Source organism: Paenibacillus sp. HJGM_3 (genome assembly GCF_045062745.1).
Taxonomy (GTDB): Bacteria; Bacillota; Bacilli; order Paenibacillales; family NBRC-103111; genus Paenibacillus_AA.
Map to the genome: position 1 here is coordinate 12,031 of NZ_JBJGED010000049.1, position 13,644 is coordinate 25,674.

Below are 13,644 nucleotides of genomic sequence, written 5' to 3' on the forward strand. Positions count from 1 at the left end.
TCAGTCGTTATTGCTCATGCACTCCTGATTGATCGTGAGGCACGGTGACGATTGCCGAGGCCTTCGTTTGATTCCCCGCGAGATCGGTCGCCGTGTAGGTAATCGTGTAAATACGTCCCTTGCTTTCGCCGGAGCGCTCGGCACGGAGTTGAAAGGATACCGCCGGTGTACCGATGTCGGCCGCAATATCGTCTTGTTCGCTCCCCGGCTCGCTGCTCGTGACGGACGTCAGCACAACGGAAGAAATGCCCGACATCGCATCAGAGAAAACCGGTGCAGCGTGAATCGTCTCCATTTTGTGATTGGCGGGCCATAAGGACGTCCGATCCAAGGATAAGGTCAAGGCAGGGGCGGTGGTGTCGACCTTGAAATCGACGGTTCGGACTTGCTCCCCATTCCCCGCTTGATCGAAGCTGCGATAATCGACCCTGTAGATCCCGTCGCCGAAAGCCGGAATCGCCCCTGTGTAAAGGGTCCAATCTCCGTCATTCACCCGGTATTCCGTTCGGATCGGACCGTTAACGTTGTCGGTGGCGGACAGACTCAGCGTAACGTCCGATTTATACCAGCCGTTTTGTCCGTCGGGTGCAGCGGGATGAAGGGCAGCTGCGGTTACCGGGGCAATTTTGTCCGGCGTGTAGGTAACCGCAAAACTGGCCTCGTTCGTCTTTTTGCCGTCGACGTATACTTCCAGCTTGAACGTGTTTGTGTTCTCGGCGAGTTGAACGGTTTTGACAAAACCGCCGTCCTCCGTCAGCGGAACCTGCTCCCCGTTCAGGAGCAATACCGCCGTACCCGTACCGAGCACTTCGACCGAGCCCTGAATCGGAAGCTCGCGATTGTTCGTGACGAGCTTATCATAGTCCAGATGCCCCCGCAGCATGGCCGCGCGAATGTCATCGTTCGGGCTGTATGCGTACGCAAGCAGCTGGCGCAAAGTTTTCACGCCGTCTTTATCCAGTGCGGAGATGACGAATCCGCCTTTCGGAATGACGCTGTTATTCGGCTGGTTCCCCGCCCAATTCCATTTCTGCGCCTGCGTTTTGTTCACCACGTTCGTGACTTTGCCGTCCGGGCCTACGACCACCTCGACGCCGTAGCTGCCGGTCGTGCCGGTCGTTTGTCCGAAGGTGTCCGTATAGACGCCCATCGTGCCGACCGCTCGGTTCTGATTGTAGTAGTCCGCTTCCAGGAAGCCTTTGGCGGCATACGGCTTTAAGTCGTTTGGCAGCGTGACATTGCTTGGCAGGCTGATTCCCAGCTGGAACGACTTCACATAGGCCTTATCCTCCAGCGCCGCCTTCTGAACATCCCAGTTGATCTGCGACAAATCGAACAGCTTCAAGCCGTTCGTAAATTTCAGCGCCGCTTGGAACGATTCCCGCTGGTCCTCCGGCTGAGGCAGCTGTTCTAGCTGGAACCCTGCGTAAAGCGGGAATTCCTCTTGGGTAAGCACATGCATCAGGGCGATTCCGCGCTTCACGGCAGCCGGCGTATTGTAATACGTGCCCAGAATCATATAGTCGAAAATCTCTTTAGAACCGAACGCGGTTTGCGCGTATTCTTCCGTGTACAGCTCGCTCAAGTTGAACCCAAGCCGCTGGTCGTAGCGGAAATTCGGATTCGCCCAGTTTTGCCCCACTTCGTAATAGGACGTATACCAGGACCCCATCGAGATGGCAAAAGGAATGTTCTTGCCGATCGCGCCATTGACGTTGTCGATCATGTTCCTGAATTTTACGAACATTTCTTTTTCGCCCGCCGAACGGTAAGTCAGCCAATCGTAAAATAACGGCCCGTTGACGGTTTTCACGAAGTTGCCGGACGCATCGTATTGATGCTCGAAAATATCCTGCGGCCATCTTTGCAGCGACTTGCCTTTCTTCGCCAGGTAAGCCTGGAACTTCATTTTGGAGGTCTCGCTGAAATCGGCATAAATATTGTCGTACCGCGCCCGGTCCAGCACGATGGCGTCGATGTCATAGTTACGCATAACCTCTTCCATGACGTTCATCTGATATTGCTGATTCGCGTCATTGGCCGGATTCATGAAGTAGACGAGCGGCTTATAATTGCTTTTGGTGATCGGCACAATCGCGCCATGATCCTCCGGCCGGTACACATATTCCTCGAAAGCGGCGAATTGTTCCTTCGTCAGCCCCGTGTCCGGTCCCGATCCGGCGCCGTAAAGATTGAAGACCCCGTCGATCCGAAGTCCCAGATCATGGCCGTGCCGAATAAATTCCTGCAGCACGTCCAAATCCGCGGGAACCCCTGCTTTGGCCGGTTCAGTGATTTGGCTGATGTGAGGAATGCCCGACAGGTTGTTTTTCAAATACGAGCCGAAGCCCTCGCTCCCTTTGACCGGGAACGACACGGCCGTCACGCCCGCGGCCTTCGCTTTGACCAGCAGCTTGCGGATCGCCTCGGAGCTTGGGTATTTATTCAGGTTGGTCGACTGCTCGATCCATAGATACACTTGCCGGTCCTGGTGCACTTTCATATACCGGTAAATCGTCACGGTCGTTGTCTTGCGAAGAGCACCGTCCCGGTAAATGCCGATATCGATATAGTTGGTCATAGGCTGGAGGGCGACCTCTGTCGAAAACGATCCGTCTGCCTTGATGACGACGGGTTGTCCAGCCACTGTGATCCGATATTTGCCGTCGTCTCGGTAATTGGTCAGCTTCCCTGACAATACCGATTGATTCGCTTCTTTGGGGACCGTAAACATGTCATCTTGGTCCAGCAGCAGCACGGACGGTTCGGCTCTCGCTTCGGTCTTTGCCTTGAACACGTCCAGCGAGACCGCCTGATCGCCGACAATCAGCTTCACCGTATCGCCCACGTTGAAGTTTTCCGCGGCGAACTTTTTGTACCCCTTCTTCTTGTAATCGTCGTCCGAAGCCAGCAGCACGAAGCCGTTCGCCGGAATGGGCAAATCGGGCGAATCCTGCCAAGTGGGAGGAGTCCCATTCGAACCCGCCTTGTTGGCGACTTTCGTTACTTTGAAGTTCTCGTCCACCTGTACGGCGACATCGTATTTATTCGTATCGTTCGTCCTGTCTCCGTACCGGCTCGTCAGCACGGCCAAGTAGTCCCCTGCACCTTGCGCGTCGACGAAATCGATCAGCTTTGTTGCACCGTTTGCAGCTTCGATGTAGACGGCTTCCGTTACCGACGGATCATAAACGGAGCTGCTGACGGATAGGCTGCCGCCCTGCCCGGTTGTCCCGGTTGGTTCGCCGGCGCCGTAGGTCGTCGCAGGGAACGAAGAAACCAGCATGCAAATCATCCACAAATAAACCAAACTGCCGCTAACCCGTTTTCGCTTGCTCCTCATCGCACACCTTCCTTTGTCGTCATGATTGGCTGTAAAGCGCTTGCAAACTCACTATACGTTTTTTTCGGTTGCGTGTATTTATTCGGACATGCGATTTCGTTGTGCATTTTATGCAATCTAGTTGCGACCTTGATGAACAACAAAAAAGACCGGGCCCGATGATGGGCTTCCGGTCTTTTCCGAGCGCACCGCGTCATTTCTCGCAGTGAAGCCGAATGTATTCGGTCGGCGACAGGCCGACGGCATTTTTGAACGCTCTGCTGAACGAATGAATCGACTGGTACCGCATGATGGAGGCGATTTCCGTAATCGTGTACTCCCGCGACTGAAACAGCTCGATTGCCTTCTGCAGCCTTTTTTGCGCATAAAAATCTCGAAGCGTAATCCCGGTCTCTTCTCTCACGATATGGGACAAATGCGAGTAGCTATACCCCAGTGCGTCCGAAACCTCCGTCAAATCCTTCATTTGCAGCAAGTTGTTGTCGATGTAACTGATCGCATTGTACACCGCTTCCTGCGAGCGGTCCCTTGTGTGCCCGGGAACCCGGTACGAATTCTCCCAATCGGAGAAAAAATTGCGGTACGTGAGCACGATAATTTGATTCAAGTACGTCTGGCTCATCATTGGCGAGTAGTGTTCCATCGTTCGAAACTCTTTGAGCGCGTTAATGAACGGCGTTTGTACATCCATGCGGTCCTTCTTGCGCGGCGTTTCCTTGCTGTCGATCATTTTCTGAATATGGAGGAATGGACTGTCTCCGTCGGGCGTCTGCTTGAACTGGAAGCCCAAGTACAGGAACCGGAACGGCTCCTTATCGTCCGTGCCACCGGAGTGAAGCTCGCCGGGTGCATTGAGATAGATGTCTCCCGCTTCCACCTCATGCCGGTTGCCGTTCGTAGCGAACCAGCCTTTACCGGAAACGATATACGTGATCTCGTAGCACACCTGCTTATGCTCCCGCAGCACATAGCCGGAATTGCAGCTCAAATCGCCGATCTGGTAGAGCGAAATCAGGTCATAGGGCTTCGGATCGAGCCAATACTTGATCTCGAATTGAAACCGCTTCTTACTGGGCTGCAGCAGCTGGACAGATTCCATTGTATCGCGTTCCCTCCCTATAGCCGAAGCGTACCGAGATTCAGCGTATTTCCCCCTATTTTACATCCATATCCAGGAATTGTGGAAGTATTTTCTATGAGACTCAAGGGTGCTTGTAATAATAATACGACAGCAGCAAAATCGACAGCGGGATAGCGACCAACAAAGTGACCATTACCGGCACCATCACGCTGTTCGGTATCAAAGCGCTGGCCATGACCAGAAGCCCGCCGATGACGAACACCTTGCCCCCAACCATGTGCGTCCGCGTCCACACCCGTTCGTTCGCAAGCGTCCACGGCGTCCGAATGCCGACGAAGTAATTATGCTTGAACCGCGGCATCACGTTGCCCATCACGACGTACAGCCCGCCGATCACGAGCGGCACGACCATCGAGACGGGCACGTCGTACCCGAGCCCGTTGAACACAACGACGCCATGCACGATCAAGAGCAGCAGCAGCGTGGCGAGGATGACGACGTCCAGGCTGCTCTGGAATCTAGGGTAGTTGTTGCGCTTCGGATCGAGCTTCGGCAGGACGCGCAGCATCACGTACATGAGGAGCATCATCCCGGGCCCGAACAGAATGGCGAATCCCCGGGAAGAGTAGCCGTTCGCCTCGCCGCTCGGCCCCCAATGCGTAGCGACTTGATCCGGCAGGTGCGGGTAAGCCCATAGGCTTAGGCCGATCGCGGCCACCCAGAACAGTAAAGCTATGATATGATTTCTCATTGGACATCGTTCCTCTCTCCATTGAATTGCAAGACCCACTTCATCAGTTCCTGGAACACAGTTGTATTGAGCGAATACACCATGTGCTGGCCTTTGCGTTCATCCCACACTAGATCGGCCTGCTTCAGCAAGTTCAGGTGATGGGAAATACTCGGCTTCGTCATCTGAAAGTGATCCGCGATTTCGCCTGCCGTCATGTCTCGGGCCTTCAGCAAATCCAGAATACGACGCCGGGTCGGATCGGACAGCGCTTTGAATGTATCGTTTAATGACAAGATGAACCACCTTGCTTTCCAAACGTGCATTTTTATATTTAGAAAATTATCTAAATATCTAATATCAGTTTATCCAAGCATACCGACATTGTCAACCTCATTTCAACACAAAAACCCCCTTCACAGGACCATCCAAGTTCCGTAAAGGGGGTTTGCCATGTTTACTGCGCCAGAAGCTGCAGCAAATCCAAGAGCGCCGCGATGCCTCCGCCGATGGCGACTCCAATTATATTTTGCATCTGAACACACCTCCGCTACCTTACTCTGCAAAGGATAGTATGTCCATTTTGTACGCGCTCTAAACAATCGACCGTTAGCCGACCGCGGATTGGTTCGACTTGCTCTTCGCCAGCTTCAGATACCCGTACACATTCTGCAGTTCGCTGTCCTCGACGAACCGCAACCGGATCGAACCGGAAGCTTCGATGATGTAAGGCTTCAATGCCGCCGCCCCGCCGCCGATCACATAGAAGCATTGGATGTCCGGGAACTTCTTCCACCGTTTCTTGATCAGATCCACGATGCGCTGCGCCGCCCGGCTGAAATATTGATCGACGATCGGCTTGATGTCCGCTTGTCCTTCACCGATGCGCTGGATCGTGAACTCGCGCTTCTTGATCCGCTGCACGAGCTTCGCCCGGCTCGGGAACCGGTAGCCGTACACGTCCTCGACATCGCGAATGATCGGATCCAAGTATGCCGCGAGACCCATCTGCTCGCCCGTGCTGAACTGATTGTCGATGCTCATGCGCTTCAATACCGGGAAGTCGGTCGTGAGCGCCCCCATCTCGCAGATCCCGATGCAGCCGTAGTACAGCTCCTCATCCCGGATCTGGAGGTTGTCGTATGTAGCGATATGGTACAGCGCGGCCGCGCCCTCGATCGAAACGATCGCCTTGCGGATGATGACTCGCACCTTGCGGTTACGCAACTGAGGGGTGGACAAGAACGTCACCTCATGTTCCCCGACGAGGCGTTCCTCGAACGTCCGATGGAAGCGCGCATAGGTGCGAACCGGCAGCCCCGTGCCGATGATGTATTCCACTTCATCCGGGCTGTTGTAGCCGTCGGTCCCGAACGACTGGGACATTAGTCCTGCATAAGCGAGCGCCGTCAGCGCCACGATGAGCGATTGGTCCGACATCGCCTTGTTGTCCGTCTCCTCCAGCTCCGAGCTGTCCTCGTTCTCCATCGCGAGCTGGCCCACGAAATACCTCTGGTTGTTCTTGGCGAGCTTGGGGCTGTGGATCACCACATCCATCGCCTTCAGTGGGGAGTCCTCCTCTTGCAGGATGTGCCGCTCGTACCCAGGCGCTACAATATTCGGCACAACTATCGGCTCGTTCGCCCCGTCTAGTGCGATTTTGATGCTATCGTTTCCAACATCGATCCCCGCCAGCTTCATCATGTTTTTGAATCTTCCCTTCTTATTAGTTGCCGTGTAAAACCGCTTGTGTTTCATTTCGATTCGCTACCATGGAATTCCTCTTTTTTTCGCCAAATAGTAACAAAAATAGGTCCAACGTCGTGGAGGTTTTTACCCTGTTCGTGACGAATAAATTGAGCAAGCGATAATTTTTTCCAGCATGGAGAACGTGATGAAGAAAAAAAGGCTGAAATGGTTAACGATGCGGCTCACCTTCATGGTGTTCGCCGATGCCAATAGCAATGTCGTGCGTTTCCGGATGCCCGTGTGGATGTTTCTGGTCGGAGGCGTTGGACTTTCGATCCTGATCTCCTTGACCCTCTCCTTTTATACCGGACAATCCCGCAGCCTGACTAACAACGAGCGTCTGCAGAACCAATTGACGGACCAGACCCAGGAATTCGCGAGCACGGTCACGGAAAAGAACGACACGATCGAGCATCTGCAAAAAGATCTGCTTCGATTGTCCCAGCAAGCGGAAGAAGTCAAGGGCAAGATCGAGGAGCTGAAGAAGCTCGAGTCGGAGATGAAGTCGCTGACCGGAGCCTTATCCATGGGGGATGCTAGGGGAGCCGTATCCATCGCTTCCGCGTTGGAAGAGCAAGGGATCGGCGGCGATTCCCGCTCGAGCACGAAGGCCGACTTCGATCAATTCGTCTCGGAGACGGCGCACAGCTTCGCCAGTCTGGACAGCGAGATGACCGGCCTGTTCGGCAGCCTGACCGCGACGAAGCAGCAGGTCGAGGAAGCCCAGCACCAGCTCGCGATCACCCCGACGATCTGGCCGACGATCTCGCGTACGATCTCCTCCCCCTTCGGCTTGCGCATCGATCCGTTCACGAGGACGCCGAGCTTCCACAACGGCATCGACATCTCGGCGAAGCTGAACGATCCCGTGTGGGCCGCGGCGGATGGCACGGTCGTCTCCGTCGGGTGGGACAGCACGAGCGGCAACAATGTCATCGTGCAGCACACGAACGAGCTGCGCACCCGTTACATGCATCTGAACAAGTATATCGTGGCGAAGGGCGACCAAGTGAAGAAAGGGCAGCAAATCGGGATGGTCGGCTCGACCGGCCGCAGCACCGGCTACCATCTGCATTATGGCGTCATCAAAAACGGCGAGACGATTGACCCGAGACCTTACTTGAAAGCTAGCAGAAAGGAAGATTAAGCATGTTCAAGAGCAAGCCGACCAAGCTGAATCCGAATACAACCGATACTTTGATTGGGGAAGGCACCGTTTTCGAAGGGAAGCTGAAATCGGATGCCGGCATTCGCATAGAGGGGCAAATTACGGGCAATGTGGAAAGCGCAGGGGACGTGACGGTCGGGGAGAAAGGGATCGTAAAGTCCAACATCTCCGCCCGCAATGTCATTATCGCCGGGACCGTTCATGGCAATATCTTGACCAAAGGGAGCGTACGCATTATGGCGACGGGCAAGGTCTATGGAAACACTACGTCCCACTCGCTCGTCATAGATGAAGGCGGCATCTTCCAGGGCATGAGCCGGATGGAGGTCAAGACCGAAGAAGACGCGGCGCGAGCGGCCGATTCGCAGCAACGCTCGATGGCGTCGTCCTCCACGCAGCAGCAGCAGCAGTTACAGCCTAACGCTTCGCCGGGATTTGCTTCCGGCTACAGCAGCTCGCCATCGCCGTTATAAGGGCAATAGAAAGCCCCTTCCGCACAGATCCGGTACTCCGGGTCGGGCGTGAGGGGCTTTTGTCTGCTTAACCGAACCGCCAGGCAGTTAAGTACGACCCCCTGTAGTTGGCTTCCTTATACAGGCGCCTGCATTGCTGCTCTTGCTCCGCCGCACCCATGCTGAGGAGGAGCGGGGCGAGGGCAGCGGGAGGCCGCGGCGATGCTGAAGGCGCGAGCGCCGGTGCCCGACGCTGGTAGTCGAATAGCGCCTCCAAGTTCCAGAGCAGCATATGCTCGTGCATCCACTCGCTCCATCGGACCGCGGCCGGTCCCGTTGGAATAGGCCCGCTGCCGATTAGGAGCACACCCCGCTCGCGCAATCCTTGCATCGCTTGGCCGATCCGGTAGTGCTCCTCCGGCACGAGCTTCGGATTCACCGAGAGGAGCGCTACCGGTACATGGGACGACGGAGCGAGGAGCCGCAAGAGAGCGCTCACACACGAAGTCGGCTCCTGCCAGTCGACGAGCTCGGCTCGGATACACTCGGCGGCGAACCGGCTCTGGATGTCGAGGCCGAGCACGAGGTCGCCAGAACCTGCACCGGTGGCGATGTGCTGCACCGGGCTCTCCCATTCCGCAGTTGCTATGACGAGGGCCGTCGGCTTGGGCAGCCGGACGTTCAAGCTGCGGACGAACTCCGCATATCGGCTCGTCTCGCTCCCCAGCTCGGCGGGGCCGGCCGCGAGGAACATCGAGGGCATCGACACGATCGTAGACATCGCGCAGGCTAATCCCTGGACAGAATGCCGAGCAGCCGCAGCAAGTAGAGGAACAGGTTGATGAAGTCCAGATACAGATTGAGCACCGCGAGCGGAATCGCTTCATCCGGCAGTCCATGGCGGTATTGAGAGATGTCGTACAGGATGTAGCCGGAGAAAATCAGCACTCCACCCGCCGCGATCATAAGCCCCAGCGTACCCCCGAACCCGCCTGTGAACAGCCCGATCAGACTGAACCCGATGAGCACCAGCAGGCCTACGGTTAGATAGCTCCCCAGGAAGCTGAAATTCGTTTTGGAGTAATAGGCGTACACCGTGAGCCCGCCGAAAATAATCCCCGTGAGCAAGAAAGCCGTCGACACCAACGAAGAACCGCCTGCCGAAGCATAGTAGGCAATGCTGGGGAAGATCGTGATCCCGCTTATGAAGCAGAACGCGTATACGAATCCGTACCCGATCGACCGCCCTCTCCGGCGGATGACGAAAGCGGCGATCAGCATGACGAGCTCTACTACGACGAGCGGCAAAATCAGCGCGGGAGGCGTATACATCCCTACCCATGAGCCGAGGAACGAAATCAGAATCGACAGCGTAAACATACGAAGCAGCTTGTGAAACGGGGCGTTATAAGTGGACTCCATGCGCGTGCCTATTGACCGGTCTTGCGTGTTCATCCAGATCCCTCCATTCTTGTTACTATTGTATCAGACCTGGGACAAATCATACCTGCGTTTTCAACCGTGATATGATTTTCCGTCTATAGGTTAAGATAAGAGTAAGGAGGGGGTACGCATGAACACGATTATGCAATTCCTTTATCACTACGCCCTGTCGATCTTCCTCATTATCATGGCGGTCCTGGCGATCCGATTTGTATACAAGCATTGGAAGAAGTTCGAGAAAAATCAATTCGAATGAGCGAATGAATAAGCGTATAAGCGAAAGCACAGAACTCGGGTGTTCGGGTCCTGTGCTTCTGCGTGTTTTCTTCCGTGTTCTTGCTGACAGCTAAACTAAAGCTTTTAGCGCGATATCCGTGCGGTAGTGCTTGCCGTCGAACCGGATCCGGTCCGCATCGGCATAGGCGCGTTCGCGGGCTTCCTGGATGGAAGCGCCTCTCGCCGTTACGCCAAGCACGCGTCCCCCGTTCGTCACCATTCGGCCGTCCTTCACCGCGGTACCCGCGTGGAAGACGACGGAATGCTGGACCTGATCGAGGCCTTCGATCGGCAATCCTTTCGCATAGCTCGCCGGATAGCCGCCGGATGCGAGCACGACACAGACCGCGGAGTCGGTGCTCCACTCGATCTCGATGTCGGCCAGCTTGCCTTCCAGCGTCGCGAGGAAAATCTCGAGCAGATCCGTTTCCAGCAGCGGCAGCACGACCTGCGTCTCCGGATCGCCGAAACGGGCGTTGAACTCGATCGTCTTCGGTCCGTTCGGCGTCATCATGAGCCCGGCGAAGAGCACGCCGCGGAACGGCCGGCCTTCCTTCACCATTGCAGCGGCGGTCGGCCGGATGATCGTCTCGATCGCCTCGTCGATAAGCGACTGGGGGATGTGCGGCACCGGGCTGTACGTGCCCATACCTCCCGTGTTAGGTCCGCGGTCGCCGTCGAACACTTGCTTGTGGTCCTGAGACGGCAGCATCGGTCTCACGACTTCCCCGTCCACGAACGACAGGATCGACATTTCCTGCCCGGTCAGAAACTCCTCGATCACGACTTGATTGCCCGACTCGCCGAACACTTTGTCTACCATGATCTGCTTCAGGGCCGTCTCGGCTTCTTCCTTCGTCTGGGCAATGATGACACCTTTGCCCGCGGCCAGGCCGTCGGCTTTGATTACGATCGGCAGCGCCTGCTGCTGCAAATAAGCTTGCGCGTCCTCATACCGATCGAACGAGCCGTAAGCCGCCGTCGGGATGTTGTAGTCGCGCAGCAGCTGCTTCGTGAACACTTTGCTGCCTTCGATGATGGCCGCGTTCTGGCGGGGTCCGTATACCGCCAGTCCGTGGCCTTCCATGTGGTCGACAATCCCTTCGGAGAGCGGATCGTCCGGACCGATCACTACGAGGTCGACCGCCTCCCGGAGCGCGAACTGGCTCAATTCCTCGAACTGATTCACCTGCAAGGGAATGCACTCCGCCAATTCGGCGATCCCCGCGTTACCCGGGGCGCAGTATAGCTTCTGGATCCGCGGGCTCTTCTTCAGCGCCCAGACGATCGTATGCTCTCTTCCTCCACCGCCCACAACGAGCACTTTCACAGCGTCCGCCTCCCGTTTTCCCATTTTCCTATTATCCTGCAGGGTCTAGTATTGGTTCATGATGTGAAGGTCCGTCTGTCCGTCCGCGATACGAATGGACTTCACGAGCAAGGAGACTCGGTTCGCCACGTCCAGCCGGCTCCAGTAATAGTTCGCGGTCTCTTCGATGCTGTCCTGTAGCGGCACGAGCACCGGCTCGCCTTGGAACGAGGGGAGCGGGTTGCCGTCGCCGGCATAAGTAGAGATGAAGTGGCCGTAGCCCGGAATCGCCTTCTCGTATGTGTAAAAGTGGCGCAGCGTCTGCGACTCGTCGTTAGCGTTCGTCTTCAGGATCGACAGCTTGTACGCGAATTGATTGTCGTTCAAATCGACGATGCCCGAGATGCGGGGCGTGAAGTTCGGCGCGTCCGGCTCGTAAGTCCGGCGGGCGAGCGCCTGCTCGAATGTGCCTCCCGATAGCAGCGCGTCATAGATCGTGTCGGTCTGATCGCCGTTGGTCACGATATGGGCGCCTCCTGTATGCCTCAGCGGGTAGTAGATGATCAGAGACGGGTCGGACAGCTTGGCCGGGTCCTTCGCTTCCGTGCGGAGGAAGCCGTTCTCCTCGCCGATGAACACGCGGTTGCGGCTGTTCTCGCTGCGGCCCATGATCCAGTACACTTGCAAGAGCCGGGTCCCGTCGGGAGTGAGACCGATAATGATGCCGCGTCCCGGGTAGCTGTTTGCTTCCAGGGTGCGGATATGTTGCTGCGCGATCGTGCTCCAGTTCGTTGCCACTTGGGTGTAGGCCCCTTTCCGTTCTAGTGATGGAACAAGCGTACGCCGGAGTACACCATGACCATGTTGTAGTCGTTGGCCGCTTGGACGACCTCTTCGTCGCGCAGCGAGCTGCCGGCTTGGATGACATACTTCACGCCGCTGCGGCTAGCGCGGTCGAGGTTGTCGCGGAACGGCAGGAACGCGTCGGAGCCGTACGAGACGCCGGACAGGCCTTTCAGCCATTCGCGCTTTTCTTCGCGGGTCAGGCGGCGCGGTACTTCACTGAAGCTCTCTTTCCAGCTCGCTTCTTCTACCGGCGTCAGCTCATCTTCGAGCCACAGGTCGATGGCATTGTTCTTCTCCGGACGGGCGAGGCCGGGACGGAACTGCATGTTCAGCGCGATCGGGTGCTGGCGCAAGTACCAGCGGTCGGCCTTGTCGCCTGCGAGGCGGGTGCAGTGAATCCGTGATTGCTGGCCTGCTCCGATGCCGATCGTCTGGCCGTCCAGCGCGTAGCAGATCGAGTTGGATTGCGTGTATTTCAGAGTGATCAGCGCCACGAGCATATCGCGTTTCGCGGACTCCGGCAGCTCCTTGTTCTCGGTAACGATCTTCTCGAAGGCGGAGTTGTCGAGTATGCCGTTGTTGCGCTCCTGCTGAAGCGTCAGGCCGAACAGGTTGCGGCGCTCGATCGGATCCGGCGTGTAGTCCGGGTCGATCTGAAGGATCAGGAAGCCGCCGTTTTTCTTCGCCTTCAGGATCTCCAGCGCTTCCGGCGTGTAGCCTGGGGCGACGACGAGGTCGGACACTTCGCGCTTCAGCAGCGTGGCGGTGGACGCGTCGACGATGTCGCTCAGCGCCGCGCAGTCGCCGAAGGACGACATGCGGTCCGCTCCGCGTGCCCGGGCGTAGGCTGTGGCCAGCTCGGACAGCTCCAGGCCTTCTACGAAGTAGGCCTTCTTCAGCTCTTCGGACATGGGCGCGTAGACGGCCGCCCCGGCGGGGCTGACATGCTTGAACGAAGCGGCGGCAGGAAGGCCGGTCGCTTGGCGCAGCTCGCGTACGAGCTGGAAGCTGTTAAGCGCGTCCAGCAGGTTGATGAAGCCGGGGTCTCCGTTCAAGACGGTCAGCGGGAGCTCTCCGTGTTCGTTATACAGCTTCGCTTGCTTCTGGTGCGGGTTCATCCCGTAGCGCAAAGCGATTTCTTGGGTGGTCATGGGGATCATTCACGTCCTCTACAGTTAATGATGATGCGAATACGGCCGTTCCGAGGGTAAGGGGCTTCCTTCCGCTCAGACATCTTGTTTGAAACT

Annotated in this window: 13 protein-coding genes; 3 read left to right on the forward strand and 10 right to left on the reverse strand. The window is 56.7% G+C overall.

Annotation, left to right across the window (positions count from 1 at the left end):
• Window positions 1-7 precede the first annotated feature (7 nt).
• The 5 genes from ACI5FR_RS32830 to ACI5FR_RS32850 form a co-directional block, all read right to left on the reverse strand.
• A complete protein-coding gene (locus ACI5FR_RS32830; RefSeq protein WP_405462486.1) occupies window positions 8-3,343 on the reverse strand; it encodes an OmpL47-type beta-barrel domain-containing protein in 3,336 nt (1,111 codons plus the stop codon).
• Window positions 3,344-3,536: 193 nt separating this feature from the next.
• Window positions 3,537-4,442, reverse strand: coding sequence for an AraC family transcriptional regulator (locus ACI5FR_RS32835; protein ID WP_405462488.1), 906 nt, complete (start codon window positions 4,440-4,442; stop codon window positions 3,537-3,539).
• 103 nt (window positions 4,443-4,545) lie between these two features.
• On the reverse strand, window positions 4,546-5,175 hold the full coding sequence (locus ACI5FR_RS32840; RefSeq protein WP_405462491.1) for an SdpI family protein: 630 nt from the start codon (window positions 5,173-5,175) through the stop codon (window positions 4,546-4,548).
• Window positions 5,172-5,450, reverse strand: coding sequence for an autorepressor SdpR family transcription factor (locus ACI5FR_RS32845; RefSeq protein ID WP_405462492.1), 279 nt, complete (start codon window positions 5,448-5,450; stop codon window positions 5,172-5,174). The genes ACI5FR_RS32840 and ACI5FR_RS32845 overlap by 4 nt, the downstream gene beginning before the upstream one ends.
• A gap of 313 nt (window positions 5,451-5,763) precedes the next feature.
• A complete protein-coding gene (locus ACI5FR_RS32850) occupies window positions 5,764-6,858 on the reverse strand; it encodes a ParM/StbA family protein (protein ID WP_405462494.1) in 1,095 nt (364 codons plus the stop codon).
• 190 nt (window positions 6,859-7,048) lie between these two features.
• Here ACI5FR_RS32850 and ACI5FR_RS32855 point away from each other — a divergent pair, with 190 nt between their 5' ends.
• Together ACI5FR_RS32855 and ACI5FR_RS32860 are read left to right on the forward strand one after the other, a co-directional pair.
• Entirely contained in the window at window positions 7,049-8,050 is a 1,002-nt protein-coding gene (locus tag ACI5FR_RS32855) for a M23 family metallopeptidase (protein WP_405462497.1), read from the forward strand.
• A 2-nt stretch (window positions 8,051-8,052) separates the two neighbouring features.
• Entirely contained in the window at window positions 8,053-8,544 is a 492-nt protein-coding gene (locus ACI5FR_RS32860; RefSeq protein WP_405462499.1) for a bactofilin family protein, read from the forward strand.
• A gap of 67 nt (window positions 8,545-8,611) precedes the next feature.
• Here ACI5FR_RS32860 and ACI5FR_RS32865 read toward each other — a convergent pair whose 3' ends face one another.
• The gene (locus tag ACI5FR_RS32865; protein WP_405462502.1) at window positions 8,612-9,304 is read right to left on the reverse strand and encodes a dioxygenase family protein; all 693 of its coding nucleotides are present in this window, start codon (window positions 9,302-9,304) and stop codon (window positions 8,612-8,614) included.
• 8 nt (window positions 9,305-9,312) lie between these two features.
• Entirely contained in the window at window positions 9,313-9,978 is a 666-nt protein-coding gene (locus ACI5FR_RS32870; RefSeq protein WP_405462504.1) for a Bax inhibitor-1/YccA family protein, read from the reverse strand.
• Window positions 9,979-10,096: 118 nt separating this feature from the next.
• Between ACI5FR_RS32870 and ACI5FR_RS32875 the strand changes: the two genes are divergently transcribed.
• Window positions 10,097-10,222, forward strand: coding sequence for a hypothetical protein (locus ACI5FR_RS32875; RefSeq protein WP_405462507.1), 126 nt, complete (start codon window positions 10,097-10,099; stop codon window positions 10,220-10,222).
• Between the two features lie 90 nt (window positions 10,223-10,312).
• Here the strand turns inward: ACI5FR_RS32875 and purD are convergent, their stop codons facing one another.
• The 3 genes from purD to ACI5FR_RS32890 are packed head-to-tail and all read right to left on the reverse strand — an operon-like array spanning window position 10,313 to window position 13,548.
• Entirely contained in the window at window positions 10,313-11,572 is a 1,260-nt protein-coding gene (purD, locus tag ACI5FR_RS32880) for a phosphoribosylamine--glycine ligase (RefSeq protein ID WP_405462510.1), read from the reverse strand.
• A 45-nt stretch (window positions 11,573-11,617) separates the two neighbouring features.
• Entirely contained in the window at window positions 11,618-12,349 is a 732-nt protein-coding gene (locus ACI5FR_RS32885; RefSeq protein WP_405462511.1) for an IMP cyclohydrolase, read from the reverse strand.
• A 23-nt stretch (window positions 12,350-12,372) separates the two neighbouring features.
• Window positions 12,373-13,548: a phosphoribosylaminoimidazolecarboxamide formyltransferase gene (locus tag ACI5FR_RS32890; protein ID WP_405462512.1), complete on the reverse strand. Its 1,176-nt coding sequence runs from the start codon at window positions 13,546-13,548 to the stop codon at window positions 12,373-12,375.
• Window positions 13,549-13,644: the final 96 nt, after the last annotated feature.